A 14,440-nucleotide genomic window follows, 5' to 3' on the forward strand; every position below is an offset into this window, starting at 1 on the left:
CCGCGGAAAATCGTGCACTATTCACGAGTCAGGCGACCTGCAACACGGCCTTGCCGGCGACCCTGCGCCCCAGTAGGGCCTGCGCGGCCCCGGCGATGTTCTCCCACGAGTCCCGCAGTCCGATCTGCGGATCGATCTCGCAGTCGGCCAGCAGTGTCAGCAGGTAACTGAGATCGGCGTGGAACGGCGCGCGAACGGTGAACGGCTCCAACCGTTTTCGATTACCGATGCGCCGCTCCGCCTCGAAGTTGATCGTGGTGGGTTCATTGGAAGCCATCCCGATGGACTGAACCGAGCCGCCGTCTGACACGAGGCTGAAGGCCTGCGCCAACAACTTTCCGCCGACGTTGTCGAGGACCCCGAACACCGGCTCGGTCACCGCGTCGAGTCCGACCACCACTTCGGCTGCGCCCAATTCCTGCAGACCTTCGCCGCGCGGCGCGCTGCCGACGGCGGCCACTACGTGGGCGCCGGCCCGGGCTGCCAGTTGTACGGCGAATCGACCGACGCCGCCGGACGCCCCGGTGATCAACACCCGGCGCCCGACGACCGGGCCGAGAGCGCGCAGGGCCTGCAGTGCAGTCACCCCGGCCACCGGAAGAGCCGCGGCATCCTCGAACTCGACGAACTCGGGCAGCTCGGCCAGATTGTCGGTCGATACGACGCGCTGCTCGGCCCAGCCCGCCTCGCCGGCGAATCCGACGACCCTGGCTCCCACCCGCGGTCCGGAGCCGTCGGCCGCGGCTTGCACCACCACGCCGGCGCTGTCCCAACCCGGGACCTCGCCCGGACGGCGCATCTGGTCGATGAAGTGGAGCTCACCGAAGTTCAGCGCAATCGCGTGCACCGCGATCAGGGCCTGAGATTTGGTGGCCACGGGTTCGGCGACCTCGTCGAACCGGAGATTGGCGGGAGCGTCGGGGGCATAGACGAGAGCGCGCATGAACGGGCCAACCCGCAACGGTTGGCCGCTATTCCCGGTAGTTCGGCGTGATCAATCTCCATTCGCTCAACACCGAGTGAAACCCCGTAATTCCCAAGAGAATTACGGGGTTTCGTGCCTCATGGCGAGCTATACCGCGTGGTGTGGGCCGGCGGAGTGTCCGCCGTGGTGGGGTAGGCCGGGGATCAGCATCGGCACCTCGTCGCGGTAGTTCCGGTACTCGTCGCCAAGCGACGCCATCAGATCGTGTTCTTCCAACCGGACCGCGGCGAGGATGTAGCCGGTGGTGGCCAGCGAGAAGAGTAGGTGTCCCGCCGTCATCGTCGGGGCGGCCCAGAACGCCACGATGAAGCCGACCATGATCGGGTGCCGCACCACCCGATAGAACAGTGTGCTCCGGAAAGCCAAGTCGCGGTAGGGCTCTCCGCGCCAGGCCAAGTACACCTGCCGCAGCCCGAACAGATCGAAGTGGTTGATCATGAACGTCGACACGAGCACGAGCGCCCAGCCGGCCCAGAACAGGGTCAGCAGCACGTAGCGTCCGGCCGGTGCCCAGACGTGCCAGATGACCTGCGGCATGGTCCGCCATTGCCAGTACAGCAGGCCCAGCAACAGGCTCGACATCAGGACGTAGGTGCTGCGTTCGATGGACGGTGGCACGACGCGCGTCCACATTCGCTTGAACGCCGGCCGCGCCATCACGCTGTGTTGCACCGCGAACAGGCCGAGCAGGATCAGGTTGACCACAACGGCCTCGCCGATCGATGCGGCGATGCCGTGGTCGACGGTGCGGGGCACCACCACGTTGCCCACGAAGCCGATGGCATAGAGGAACGAGACCAGGAACACCGCGTAACACAGCGCGCCGTAGCCAAGTGTCAGATAGCGCTTCATCCTGTCCTCCGATTCTCGGAAATGTTCCGGTGACGTCGTCCGCACCGGTCGACTTGCGCGCAGCGTCGGGGAAGGCCCTAGACGCGGCCTGGATGGCGGAAACGAATGATGCGCGGCAGTCTGGCCGCAGCGATGGCGGAGGGGCCGGCAGACCGCCGGTCCGAAGCATCACACCTGGCGCCGCAGCCCCTGGTCACTCCTCCAATATATAGCGGAAACCCGCAGGTGGATATGTATTTCTCGGGGGAGTCGTGCAGGCACAAATGCCCCTGCACGCTCGGCGTGTCAGGGGCATTTGCGACTGCTCGTGAGGGTTAGGTCGAGCCCTCGGCGTTGAGCGCCTTGCCGACCTCAAACGGTTCATGCCCGGCCAACACGAATGACAGCACACTGGCCTTCTCGTGAGCCGTCCCCACCAGTCGCACTCCCGTGCCGACCCCGACCGTCATCGACTTCGAGCTGACCTTCTAGCGATGATGTCGGCGTGATTCGTCACGCTCATCGCTACGAATCACGCCGAAATCGCAAGTCACATCGGTGCGTTGGCGGGCTGGAACACGCCGCTGCTGTCGGCTTCCTCCTCGGCGCGGATCACGTGCACGACGGCGTTGATCAACGCCAGGTGCGTGAACGCCTGCGGGAAGTTGCCGAGGTGCCGACCGGTACGCGGCTCGATCTCCTCGGCGTACAGATGCAGCGGGCTCGCGAACGACAGCAGCTTTTCGCACAGATGCCGGGCCCGGCTGACCTCGCCGATCTCGACCAGCGCCGACACCAGCCAGAACGAGCAGATGGTGAAAGTGCCTTCCTCGCCGGACAATCCGTCGTCGGTCTCCTCGGTGCGGTAGCGCAGCACCAGGCCCTCTTCGGTGAGCTCTTCGGCGATGGCCATCACCGTCGCGCGCACCCGCGGGTCGTCCGCCGGCAGGAAGCGGGTGAGGATCGCCAGCAGTAGGGACGCGTCCAGTGCGTCGTCGCCATAGCGCTGGGTGAGCACGCCGCGCTTGTCGACGCCGTGCGCCAGGACGTCTGCCTTGATCTCATCGGCGATGGCGCGCCACTGCTGCGCGTACGACTTTTCCCCTTGCAGCTCAGCAAGTTTCGAGCCGCGGTCCAACGCCACCCAGCACATGATCTTGCTGGAGGTGAAGTGCTGCGGTTCGCCGCGCACCTCCCAGATGCCGCGGTCGGGTTCCTTCCAGTGTTTGATCGCTTCTTCCACTTGGTTTTTCAGCACCGGCCAGAGCATCTCGGGAATCTGCTCACGGGATTTGGCGTGCAGATACACCGAGTCGAGCATGGTGCCCCAGATGTCGTGCTGCATCTGGTTGTAGGCGCCGTTGCCGATGCGGACGGGCCGCGAGTAGTCGTAGCCGGACAGGTGGTGCAGTTCCTCCTCGACCAGGCTGCGTTCACCCCCGACCCCGTACATCACCTGAAGGGGGTGGCGCTCACCGTTGTTCGCGCCCGAGACATCGGCGATGAACGAGAAGAAGTCGTCGGCTTCACGGTCCAGGCCCAGGGTGTACAGGCCCCACAGCGCGAAGGTGGAGTCGCGGATCCACGAGTACCGGTAGTCCCAGTTCCGTTCGCCGTGCGGCGTTTCCGGCAGCGACGTGGTGCTGGCCGCCAGCAGGGCGCCGGTCGGGGAGTAGGTCAGGCCCTTGAGGGTCAGCGCGCTGCGTTGCAGATACGACCGCCAGGGGTGGTCCGGGAAGTCGCCGATGTTGATCCATTGGCGCCAGGCCTCGCTGGTCTTCCACATCTTGTCGGCGGCCTCGTCGAAGGTCTGCGGCGCCGGGTGCTTGGACCACGACAGTGCGACGAACACCTTGTCGCCCTCGGTGAGGCGGGTCCGGGCACGGGCCTCGTGGCCCTCGAGACCGATCCGCAGATTGGTGGTCAGACGCAGCGTGGGGTGAGCTTCGGGGTTTTTGTTGGCCCGGGCGATCGCCTCGCCGTACGCGGCGGCCGAGTACTCCCACGACGTGCTCTCGCGGTGGTAGTCGAACGACGGCTCGCAGCTCATGACGAACTCGACGGTGCCGCTGACGCAGCGGACGGTGCGCAGCAGGATGTGTTCGGCGTCCCAGTCCATCGGAGTACGGCGGTGCGTGCGAGAGCGGGTCTCGATGTCATGCCACGGACCCATCACGAGGGCGTCGCGCACGATGGCCCAGCCGGTGTGCGTCTGCCAAGTGGTCTCCAGGATCAGTGAGCCCGGCAGGTACCGCCGCGCCGAGGGCACAGTCACTCCGTACGGGGCCAGTCGGAAGTGGCCGGCGCTGCGGTCCAGGATCGAGCCGAACACGCTGGGGGAGTCAGGTCGCGGCACGCACATCCACTCCACCGACCCCGCCGAGGAGATCAGGCAGGTGTTCTCGCAGTCGGAGAGGAACGCGTAGTCCGCGATCGGCGGAAACGGCGTCCGCACTGCTGTTGAGATCGCACCGCCGGTCAACGAATCGTCGCCCGCGGCGGCGAGATGAGGAATCCCATTGAGGTGGGAGGCCCTGTCGTTCTCCGCAATCTGGCCCGGGACGCTGGACTGTCCCGACTTGTCAGTGTGTGGCAGCACCATCCGCACATCATCGACTGGATGTGCGCCCGCCGTCCACCTAACGCCCCGGCGAGGCCCCGCAGATTCAACCCACCGCGATTCGAAACGGCACACACCGTAGGCTGGAATTGATGAGCGGCATTCTGAATTGGTGGGACGGCGTTGAGCTCTGGCTGTCCGGCCTGTCGTTCGTGCTGCAGACGGTCATCGTGATGCCTGTTGTGCTGGCCCTGGCATATGGCCTGGCAGTGCTACTTGACGTGGCTCTGGGCTACACCATCACCCTGCTGCACCGGGCCCGCCACCTCGAGGAGGAAGCGCTGTGAACGGACTGCCGCAGTCACGGGTGACGTTGATCCTGGTGCTGCTGGTGGTGCTGGTGATCGTCACGTGGCTGCTGACTCGCTGAGCAGTAGCTGCCAGGCAACCTCTGATATTCTTCCCGCCATGTACGCAGCGTCCGGCACTACCGAGGGTCACATCCTGGCTCTCATTGCCGTGGGTACCCGCGCTGTTGCTGACGTCGCCTGTTGTCGCTGACCCGTTTCCGTCCGCGGTTACTGGGGTCGGCGCTGGCTTCTGCTATGCCCACGTGCTGATTCATCACCTTGCCGTGTGACGGAGTAGTTCATCCGTAATCCCGCAAGGAAGGCCCATCAATGCACAAGATCATCAAGAGCTGGCGGCCCGCCACCGCGGTCGCTGCCGTCGCGGCCAGCACTGCGGTGCTCGCCGCCTGCGGTGGCGGAGCGAGCGACGTCGCCGGCGGTGGTGGTGCGCAGTCGGGTGCCGACACCACCCTGACCCTGGTGGCCTATGCCGTGCCCGAGCCCGGCTGGAGCAAGATCATCCCGGCGTTCGCCGCCACCCCCGAAGGCAAGGGCGTCGCTGTCACGACGTCCTACGGCGCCTCCGGTGACCAGTCGCGCAAGGTCGAGTCGGGAGCGCCCGCCGACATCGTCAACTTCTCGGTGGAACCGGACGTCACCCGTCTGGTGAAGGCCGGCAAGGTCAGCAAGGACTGGAACGCCGATGCCACCAAGGGCGTCCCATTCGGCTCGGTGGTGTCGCTGGTGGTCCGCAAGGGCAACCCCAAGGGCATCAAGGACTGGGACGACCTGCTCAAGCCGGGCATCGAGGTCGTCACCCCGAGCCCGCTGAGCTCGGGTTCGGCCAAGTGGAACCTGCTGGCGCCGTACGCCGCGAAGAGCAACGGGGGCAAGGACGCTCAGGCCGGCCTCGACTACATCCTGCAGTTGGTCACCGAGCACATCAAGACCCGTCCGGGCTCGGGCCGCGAAGCCACCGACCTGTTCCTGCACGGCACCGGTGACGTACTGATCAGCTACGAGAACGAGGCGATCAACGTCGAGCGTCAGGGCAAGGACGTCCAGCACATCAACCCGACTCAGACGTTCAAGATCGAGAATCCGGTGGCGGTCGTGACCTCCGGTCCGCACCAGGACAAGGCCAATGCGCTGAAGAACTTCCTCTACACCGCGGAGGGGCAGAAGGCGTGGGCGCAGGCCGGGTTCCGTCCGGTCGATCCCGCGGTGAGTGCCGAGTTTGCCAAGGACTTCCCGACCCCGGAGAAGCTGTGGACCATCGCTGATCTCGGTGGATGGAAGACGGTCGATCCGGCGTTGTTCGACAAGGAAAATGGCAGCATTACCAAGATCTACAAGCAGGCCACTGGATGACGACCACGTCTACGTTCGACGGCATCCCGGCCCGGCCCGAGACCCCCAGCAATGGCGGCTCGACCGGGCCGGAGTCCGGCGTGAAGAAGGCGTTTGGCAGCACGTCGTTGCGGGTCGGAGCGGCGAGCATCTGGCTGTCCGTGATCGTGCTCCTGCCGCTGGCCGCCATCCTGGTGCAGTCCGCCCGCGGTGGCTGGGGGTACTTCTGGACCGCGATCACGTCGAACTCGGCCGTGGCGTCCTTCCGGGTGACGCTGGAGGTCTCGGCAGCTGTCGCGCTCATCAACCTGGTTTTCGGCCTCCTGGTGGCTTGGGTGCTGACCCGGGACGATTTCGTGGGCAAGCGTTTGGTCGACGCGGTCATCGACCTGCCGTTCGCGCTGCCGACCATCGTGGCCAGCCTCGTGATGCTGGCGCTCTACGGTCCGGCCAGTCCGGTGCATCTGCATCTGCAGCACACCAAGTGGGGCATCGGAGTCGCGCTGCTGTTCGTGACACTGCCGTTCGTGGTGCGGTCGGTGCAGCCGGTGCTGCTCGAATTGGACCAGGAGACCGAAGAGGCGGCCGCGTCGCTGGGCGCGGGCAACTTCGTGATCTTCACCAAGGTGGTGCTGCCGGCCCTGCTGCCGGCACTGCTCTCGGGCGCCGGTCTGGCCTTTTCGCGGGCCATCGGTGAATTCGGTTCGGTGGTGCTCATCGGCGGCGCGGTGCCCGGCGAGACCGAGGTGTCGTCGCAGTGGATCCGCACCCTGATCGAGAACGACGACCCCACCGGCGCGGCCGCGATCTCGGTTGTGCTGCTGGTGATCTCGTTCGTGGTGCTGTTCGTGTTGCGGATCATCGGTTCGCGTGCGGCCAAACGTCAGGAGCTGGCCTCATGACGGCAGACGAGAAGCCGAAGGCGGATCGCGCATGACATTGTCACCGGTGGTTCGCTACCTGACCCGGTACCTGGCGCTGGCCTACATCACGGTGCTCGTCGTCGTGCCCGTCGGCCTGATCCTGTGGCGGACGTTCCAGCCCGGCCTGGGTGAGTTCTTCGCCCAGATCACCACGCCGGCAGCCATTTCCGCCTTGCAACTGACACTGCTGGTCGTCGCCATCGTGGTGCCGCTCAACGTGCTGTTCGGGGTGCCGACCGCGTTGGTGTTGGCCCGCAACCGGTTCCGCGGTAAGAGCGTGCTACAGGCGGTGATCGATCTGCCGTTCGCGGTGTCGCCCGTCGTCGTCGGCGTTGCCTTGATCCTGCTGTGGGGATCGGCGGGTCTGCTCGGATTCGTCGAGCACAGTTGGGGATTCAAGATCATCTTCGGGTTCCCCGGCATCGTGCTGGCCAGCATCTTCGTCACCGTGCCGTTCGTGATCCGCGAGGTCGAACCGGTGCTGCACGAGCTGGGCACGGACCAGGAAGAGGCGGCCTCCACCCTCGGCGCGCAGTGGTGGCAGACGTTCTGGCGGATCACACTGCCGTCCATCCGCTGGGGCCTGACGTACGGCATCGTGCTGACCGTCGCCCGCACGCTGGGCGAGTACGGCGCCGTCATCATGGTGTCCTCCAACCTGCCCGGCCAATCTCAGACCCTCACCCTGCTGGTCTCCGATCGGTACAACCGCGGCGCCGAATACGGCGCGTACGCCATGTCGACAGTGCTCATGGCGGTCGCGGTGATCGTGCTGATCGTGCAGGTGATCCTCGACGCCCGGCGTGCCCGGGCGGCACAATAGCTTTCGATAGGAAGAACCGAACATGAGCGACGAGCACAAGCAGGGCAGGACGCCGGCCATCACGGTGCGCGGTGCCAACAAGCGATACGGCGACTTCGCGGCCTTGGACAACGTCGACTTCGACGTGCCCGAGGGGTCGCTGACCGCGCTGCTGGGCCCCAGCGGCTCGGGCAAGTCGACGCTGTTGCGGGCCATCGCCGGGCTCGACACCCCGGACACCGGCACCATCACCATCAAGGGCAACGACGTCACCGGCGTGCCGCCGCAGCGCCGCGGCATCGGTTTCGTCTTCCAGCACTACGCGGCGTTCAAGCACCTCACCGTCCGCGAGAACGTCGCATTCGGGCTGAAGATCCGCAAGAAGCCCAAGGCGGAGGTCAAGGCCAAGGTCGACGATCTGCTGGAGGTGGTGGGCCTCAGCGGCTTCCAGACGCGCTACCCCAGCCAGCTCTCCGGCGGTCAGCGTCAGCGCATGGCGCTGGCGCGAGCCCTCGCGGTCGACCCCAAGGTGCTGCTGCTCGACGAGCCTTTCGGTGCTCTCGACGCCAAGGTGCGCGACGACCTCCGGGCCTGGCTGCGCCGCCTGCACGACGAGGTGCATGTGACCACGGTGCTGGTCACCCACGACCAGGCCGAGGCGCTCGACGTCGCCGACCGGATCGCGGTGCTCAACAAGGGCCGTATCGAGCAGGTCGGTTCCCCGACCGAGGTCTACGACAGCCCGAGCAATCCGTTCGTGATGTCGTTCCTCGGCGCGGTGTCGACGCTGAACGGGACACTGGTGCGTCCGCACGACATCCGCGTGGGCCGGACCCCCGACATGGCCATTTCCCAGGCCGAGGGCAATGTGGCGGCCACCGGCGTGCTCCGGGCCAAGGTCGACCGAGTTGTCGTGCTGGGCTTCGAGGTTCGCGTCGAGCTGACGACGGCAGCGGACCACACGCCCTTCACCGCCCAGATCACCCGTGGTGACGCCGAAGCGTTGCGCCTCATCGAGGGCGACACCGTGTACGTCCGTGCGACGCGTATCCCGCCGATCGCGGGCCAAACGCAAGAAGTCGAGGCTGTTCTCGCGCGGGCGTAATCCCCAGGGGCGCGGTGCTTAAGCGTTGACCCTGACGCCAGGGCGCAAAAGTGCGAGTAGGGAGGACCCTGAGTACAGGGTCAACGCCGCTGAACGTCAGATGTACATCGCCGGGTCGATGTAGCTCGTCGGGTCGACGGCGGGCTCGCGTTGCTTCTCCGTGCGCGGACGCACGATCGCCGGGATGCCGGTCGCGATCGAGTCGGCCGGAACATCGTGGGTCACAACGGCATTCGCGCCGATGGCGGAGTCGTCGCCGACCAGGATGGGGCCGAGCACCTTCGCACCGGCGCCCACGGTCACCCGGTTGCCGATGGTGGGGTGGCGCTTGCCCTTGTTGAGGCTACGGCCGCCCAGCGTCACGCCGTGGTAGAGCATGACGTCGTCGCCGATCTCGGTGGTCTCGCCGATCACTACGCCCATGCCGTGGTCGATGAAGAACCGCCGGCCGATGGTCGCCCCCGGGTGGATCTCGATGCCAGTGAGGAAGCGGGTCACCTGAGCCAGCACGCGCGCCGGTCCGCGCCATGCCGGCCGGGCCCACAGTCGGTGGGCCAGGCGGTGCGACCAGATGGCATGCAGGCCCGAATACACCAGGGCGTTCTCTATGTCTCCGCGCCCTGCCGGGTCGTGGCTGCGGGCGTTGTCCAGGTCCTCGCGGAGCCTAGAGAGCAGCGTCATCCTTATCTATTTCCTGTCGCTTCGCTCGCCCGGTCAGTCCCGGATGTGCTCGTACAGCGCCGTGGAGACGTACCGCTCGCCGAAGTCAGGGATGATCACCACGATGAGCTTGCCGGCGTTCTCGGGACGCTTGGCGAGCTCCAGCGCCGCCCACACGTTGGCGCCCGCCGAGATGCCACCCAGAATGCCCTCTTCGGTGCCCAGCGCTCGTGCCACCTCGATGGCGTCCGGGAACGCGACGTCGATGATCTCGTCGTACACGGAGCGGTCCAGTACCTCGGGGACGAAGTTCGCGCCGAGCCCCTGAATCTTGTGCGGTCCGGCCTGACCGCCGGTGAGGATGGGGGAGTCGACGGGCTCGACGCCGACAATCTGCACGTCCGGCTTGCGGCTCTTGAGAACGTGCCCGACGCCGGTCAGGGTGCCGCCGGTGCCGATGCCGGCGACGAAGATGTCGACTCGACCGTCCGTGTCGGCCCAGACCTCTTCGGCGGTCGTCTGCTCGTGGATCGCGGGGTTGGCCGGGTTGGCGAACTGGTCGGCGGCCACGGAGTTCGGGGTCTCGGACAGAATCTGCTTGGCCTTGGCGACCGCGCCGGCCATGCCCTCGGCGCCCGGCGTCAGCACGATCTCGGCGCCGTATGCGCGCAACATCACCCGGCGTTCTAGGGACATGGTCTCCGGCATGGTCAGGATGACCCTGTAGCCGCGGGCCGCGCCGACGAGGGCCAGGGCGATGCCGGTGTTGCCGCTGGTGGCCTCGACGATGGTGCCACCGGGCTTGAGCTCGCCGGACTTCTCCGCGGCGTCGACGATCGCCACGCCGATGCGGTCCTTCACGCTGTTGGCGGGGTTGTAGAACTCCAGCTTGGCGACGACCTCGGCACCAGCGCCCTCGGTCAACCGATTGAGCCGGACCAGCGGGGTGCGCCCGACCAATTCGGTGACATTGGCGTAGATCTTGCCCATCGACAACCTCTCGTCATACGCAAGCTCACCGCGTAGGCGGGCTCGCAAGGGACCTGCTGGTGAAATTGTGGGTGCCCCACGCGGCACCGTGGTGTCGCGCACGACCGTCACGCCGCGACTGGCACCTGCCGAATCTGCTGAATAGCAGGTGTTCCGTCAAGGGTTTCGATCATCACAAAATCTATCTGCTTGGGACAACGCGTTACCCACGGGTGGGTATTTCACACCTCGATGCGGGACCCCAGCACGACCGTGCGGTCGAGAGGCAGCTGGAAGTAGGCTGCGGCGTCGGATGTGATGTACGACGTACCGATGAAAAGCCTTGTCCGCCATGGGGCCATCGACGGCTCCTTGCCCATCACCAGATCGACCTTGGACAGGAAGTAGGTCGCCCCCGCCAGATCCAGCGGACCTTCCGTGAGGGCCGAGTCGAGCAGTGCCAGCGCGGCGGGCACGTCGGGCCGGTCCATGTATCCGTAGGTGGCGGTGACGTGGATGATGCCGTCGTCGCTGTGGCCCAGATCATCGACCGCCACTCGGCCGCTATCGGGGACCCTCGGTACCGTCGCTGTCACCAGGGACAACACCACCACGTGCTCGTGCAGCATGCGGTTGTACTTCACATTGGCGCGCATGGCCAGCGGCGCGGTTTCGATACCGCGGTTGAGGAACACCGCGGTGCCCGGCACCCGGGTCAGCGGCGGGTCGCTGGTGACGATCGATTCGACGAACTGGCGCAGCGGCCCTTCGACCTCGTCGCGGGCCCGGGTGACCACCGCGCGGCCTTCCTGCCACGTGGTCATCACCGTGAACGTGATCAACCCGATCAGCAACGGCAGCCAGGCACCGTGAACGAGCTTCGTCATGTTCGCGGCCAGGAACAGCAGGTCCACGGTGAGGAGCGGAGCCCCGATCGCGATCACCGACCACAGCGGCCAGTTCCACCTGGCGCGCGCGATGTTGAGGAACAGCAGGGTGGTGATGGTGATGGTCCCGGTGACCGCCATTCCGTAGGCGTAGCCCAGCGCCGCCGAGCTGCGGAAGGCGAAGACCAGGGTCAGCACCGCGACCAACAGCATGGTGTTGATCCAGGGCACGTAGATCTGGCCCATGGTCGATGCCGACGTGTGCAGGATCCGCAGCCGCGGCAGGTAGCCCAGGTGGGCGGCCTGCGCAGCGACGGAGAACGCTCCGGTGATCACCGCCTGCGACGCGATCACGGTGGCCGCCGTGGCCAGGAGCACCATCGGAAGCCGGCCCCACTCGGGCGTCAGGAGAAAGAACGGGGCGTCGTGCACGGTCGGGTTCTGCAGCAGGAGCGCGCCCTGCCCGAAGTAGTTCAGCATGCACGCCGGGAAGACCAGCAGTAGCCAGGCGATGGTGATCGGCTTGCGACCGAAATGGCCCATGTCGGCGTACAGGGCCTCGGCGCCCGTCACCGAGAGCACGACGGCGGCCAGCGCGAAGAACGCGATGCCGAAATGGCCCGCCATGAACCCCAGCGCGTACATCGGGTTCAGCGCGCGCAGAATTTCGGGTTCTCTGGTGATCCCGGCGACGCCACACGCGCCGATCACCGTGAACCACAGGATCATCACCGGGCCGAAGAACCTGCCGACGACGGCGGTCCCGTGCCGTTGGACACTGAACAGCGCCATGATGATCACCGCGGTGATCGGCACCACCCAGTCGGCCAGACCCGGGTCGATGGTTTTCGCGCCTTCGACGGCAGACAGCACCGAGATCGCCGGGGTGATCATCGAGTCACCGAAAAATAGTGCGGCGCCGAGAATTCCGAGCGCGGCAAGGGTTGTCGCGGTGCGCTTACCGAGCTTGTTCGAGGATCGTCTCACCAGCGTGATCAGCGCCATGACGCCGCCTTCGCCGTCGTTGTCGGCCCGCATCACCAAGCTGACGTACGTGATCGTGACGATCAGCATCACCGACCAGAACACGAGGGAGACGACGCCGTAGATGTTGTCTCGGCTGATCGGCACCGGATGAGGGTCATCGGGGTTGAACAGCGTCTGCATGGTGTAGATCGGGCTCGTCCCGATGTCACCGAAGACGACGCCCAGCGCGCTGACGGCCAGGCCCGCTCCCAGCCCGCTCCGACCGGTGTCGGCGTGTGTGCCCACGCGCGGTGCCTCCTTGGTCCGGATCGTTGGTCGACGGTCCGGATCGTAGGCGACGCAGCCGTGGTGTGCGATCAGGTTCGAACCGCGCGGGACCGCGGGTTGCGCCGGTTGGCGCGCCGGCACATCAGTAGGACCGACGCCGGCAGCGCCATCATCGACAGCAGTTGCAGCAGGTCAGACATGAGTCGTCCCAGAAATTCGCATGAGCGACAGTCAACCGGCGCCATCGCTGCGATGCCACGATCTATACGAAATTCATACGGCGACGGCCGCGGTCTTGCCGGGATTCAGCCGGCTGCGGGCTACGCGGCGCGCCGAGCGGCGACGACGTCGTCGAAGCGGTCCAGTACGGTTTCGGCGACCATTCGGTGCGAGCCCAGTGGCTGTGCCATCGGAATCCCTTGTGCTGCGGCGAATTCGGCGACCCGGTCGGTGATGCGGCCATGGGCCAGGAACCAGGGCGCAATGACCAGCCGCGTCGCGCCTTGATCCAGGAGCAGCTCAGTGGCTTCGGCCAGGTTGGCCTGCGGCCCCGTCGCGAACGCCGTCGTAGCCTGCCAGCGGGTGCCGGCGGTCAGGCCGGTGGCCACGGCGCCGGTCCGTGTGTTGGCGGCAGCCGAGGACGAGCCGACGGCAGCTACCAGGACACCGACGCTGGAGTCGAGCCGGGACACGCCGGAATGCGTGAGCCGCTGGCTCAGGACGTGAATCAGCCGGTCGTCCTCACCGAGTACGTCGGCCTGCCGAACGGCGGGATTGGCGTCGGCGATCATCGCGGGGATGTCGATGCGGGCGTGGTAGGCGTCGGCCAGCAGCAGCGGCACGACGACACCGCCGGTGGGGGAGCCGGCGAGCACGTCCCGCAGATTCGGCGAATTCTGTTCGCAGAACGCCACTTTGACGTCGACGTCGCGCCGCGAGGTGGCCACTGTACGGGCCACCTCGCGGGCGTTCGCCGCGGACCGCGGGTCGGCACTGCCGTGCGCTGTGAGGATCAGTTGCACTTGTTCCTTCCCGTCGCTGCGCTCGCCCCGGGGCGGCCTCAGGACGCGTGCAGACCGCATTCGGTCTTGGCCAGACCGGCCCAGCGGCCACTGCGGGGGTCCGCGCCCTCGACCGGCTTCTGGGTGCACGGTGCGCAGCCGATGGACGGATAACCTTCATCGACAAGGGGATTGACCAGAATGCCGTTGGCTTCGATGTACGCCTGCATGTCTTCGTCGCTCCACGCGGCGATCGGGTTGATCTTCACCAGACCGAACGCCTCGTCGAAACTGATGAGCGGAGCATTGGCGCGCGTCGGCGCCTCGACCCGGCGGATGCCCGTGACCCATGCCGAGTAGCCCTTGAGCGCCGTGGACAGCGGCGCCACCTTGCGCAGGCTGCAGCACCGGGCGGCGTCGCTGGCGAAGAGGTCCTTGCCCACCAGCTCGTCCTGCTCGGCGACGGTGTGCTCGGGGGTCACGTTCACCACGTTCACGCCGTACACGGCCTCGACCGCGTCACGGGTGCCGATGGTCTCGGCAAAGTGGTAGCCGGTGTCCAGGAACAGGACGTCGACGCCGGGATGGACCTTGGCCGCCATCTCGACCAGCACGGCGTCCTGCATGTTGGAAGCCACCACGTACTGGCCGGAAAAATTGTCCTCGACCCAGCGCAGCAGTTCCTCGGCGCTGGCGTCGGCCAGTTCTTGTGCCCCGCGCTCGGCGAGTGCCCTCAGTTCGACTGCAGTCATGCCACTCACGT

Annotated in this window: 15 protein-coding genes; 6 read left to right on the plus strand and 9 right to left on the minus strand. The window is 66.5% G+C overall.

Annotated features, from left to right (window positions below):
* Positions 1-28 precede the first annotated feature (28 nt).
* From ACX12F_RS08210 to ACX12F_RS08225, 4 genes are all read right to left on the minus strand, one after another.
* On the minus strand, positions 29-943 hold the full coding sequence (locus ACX12F_RS08210; RefSeq protein ID WP_459369106.1) for a zinc-binding dehydrogenase: 915 nt from the start codon (positions 941-943) through the stop codon (positions 29-31).
* Between the two features lie 129 nt (positions 944-1,072).
* Positions 1,073-1,837: a methanethiol S-methyltransferase gene (mddA, locus tag ACX12F_RS08215; protein WP_459369107.1), complete on the minus strand. Its 765-nt coding sequence runs from the start codon at positions 1,835-1,837 to the stop codon at positions 1,073-1,075.
* 314 nt (positions 1,838-2,151) lie between these two features.
* Positions 2,152-2,286, minus strand: coding sequence for a hypothetical protein (locus ACX12F_RS08220; RefSeq protein WP_459370582.1), 135 nt, complete (start codon positions 2,284-2,286; stop codon positions 2,152-2,154).
* 80 nt (positions 2,287-2,366) lie between these two features.
* The gene (locus ACX12F_RS08225; RefSeq protein WP_459369108.1) at positions 2,367-4,418 is read right to left on the minus strand and encodes a glycoside hydrolase family 15 protein; all 2,052 of its coding nucleotides are present in this window, start codon (positions 4,416-4,418) and stop codon (positions 2,367-2,369) included.
* A gap of 110 nt (positions 4,419-4,528) precedes the next feature.
* Between ACX12F_RS08225 and ACX12F_RS08230 the strand changes: the two genes are divergently transcribed.
* The 6 genes from ACX12F_RS08230 to ACX12F_RS08255 all read left to right on the plus strand — a co-directional run bounded on the left by ACX12F_RS08230 (position 4,529) and on the right by ACX12F_RS08255 (position 8,906).
* A complete protein-coding gene (locus ACX12F_RS08230) occupies positions 4,529-4,723 on the plus strand; it encodes a hypothetical protein (protein WP_459369109.1) in 195 nt (64 codons plus the stop codon).
* A 121-nt stretch (positions 4,724-4,844) separates the two neighbouring features.
* Complete coding sequence (locus ACX12F_RS08235) at positions 4,845-4,937, plus strand: Ms4533A family Cys-rich leader peptide (protein WP_353651654.1); 93 nt, start codon at positions 4,845-4,847, stop codon at positions 4,935-4,937.
* A 119-nt stretch (positions 4,938-5,056) separates the two neighbouring features.
* Positions 5,057-6,097 (plus strand): sulfate ABC transporter substrate-binding protein, encoded by a 1,041-nt coding sequence (locus ACX12F_RS08240; RefSeq protein ID WP_459369110.1) that lies wholly within the window; start codon positions 5,057-5,059, stop codon positions 6,095-6,097.
* Entirely contained in the window at positions 6,094-6,978 is an 885-nt protein-coding gene (gene cysT / locus ACX12F_RS08245; RefSeq protein WP_459369111.1) for a sulfate ABC transporter permease subunit CysT, read from the plus strand. The genes ACX12F_RS08240 and cysT overlap by 4 nt, the downstream gene beginning before the upstream one ends.
* Positions 6,979-7,009: 31 nt before the next feature.
* Complete coding sequence (gene cysW / locus ACX12F_RS08250; protein WP_459369112.1) at positions 7,010-7,822, plus strand: sulfate ABC transporter permease subunit CysW; 813 nt, start codon at positions 7,010-7,012, stop codon at positions 7,820-7,822.
* Positions 7,823-7,844: 22 nt separating this feature from the next.
* On the plus strand, positions 7,845-8,906 hold the full coding sequence (locus ACX12F_RS08255; protein WP_459369113.1) for a sulfate/molybdate ABC transporter ATP-binding protein: 1,062 nt from the start codon (positions 7,845-7,847) through the stop codon (positions 8,904-8,906).
* Between the two features lie 96 nt (positions 8,907-9,002).
* Here the strand turns inward: ACX12F_RS08255 and epsC are convergent, their stop codons facing one another.
* The 5 genes from epsC to ACX12F_RS08280 form a co-directional block, all read right to left on the minus strand.
* Positions 9,003-9,587: a serine O-acetyltransferase EpsC gene (gene epsC, locus ACX12F_RS08260; protein WP_459369114.1), complete on the minus strand. Its 585-nt coding sequence runs from the start codon at positions 9,585-9,587 to the stop codon at positions 9,003-9,005.
* 33 nt (positions 9,588-9,620) lie between these two features.
* The gene (gene cysK / locus ACX12F_RS08265) at positions 9,621-10,556 is read right to left on the minus strand and encodes a cysteine synthase A (protein WP_459369115.1); all 936 of its coding nucleotides are present in this window, start codon (positions 10,554-10,556) and stop codon (positions 9,621-9,623) included.
* Positions 10,557-10,777: 221 nt separating this feature from the next.
* Positions 10,778-12,694, minus strand: coding sequence for a potassium transporter Kup (locus tag ACX12F_RS08270; RefSeq protein WP_459369116.1), 1,917 nt, complete (start codon positions 12,692-12,694; stop codon positions 10,778-10,780).
* 302 nt (positions 12,695-12,996) lie between these two features.
* Positions 12,997-13,698 (minus strand): sirohydrochlorin chelatase, encoded by a 702-nt coding sequence (locus ACX12F_RS08275; protein WP_459369117.1) that lies wholly within the window; start codon positions 13,696-13,698, stop codon positions 12,997-12,999.
* A gap of 38 nt (positions 13,699-13,736) precedes the next feature.
* Positions 13,737-14,429 (minus strand): phosphoadenylyl-sulfate reductase, encoded by a 693-nt coding sequence (locus ACX12F_RS08280; protein ID WP_459369118.1) that lies wholly within the window; start codon positions 14,427-14,429, stop codon positions 13,737-13,739.
* Positions 14,430-14,440: the final 11 nt, after the last annotated feature.

This window comes from Mycolicibacterium sp. HS_4_1, assembly GCF_054515875.1.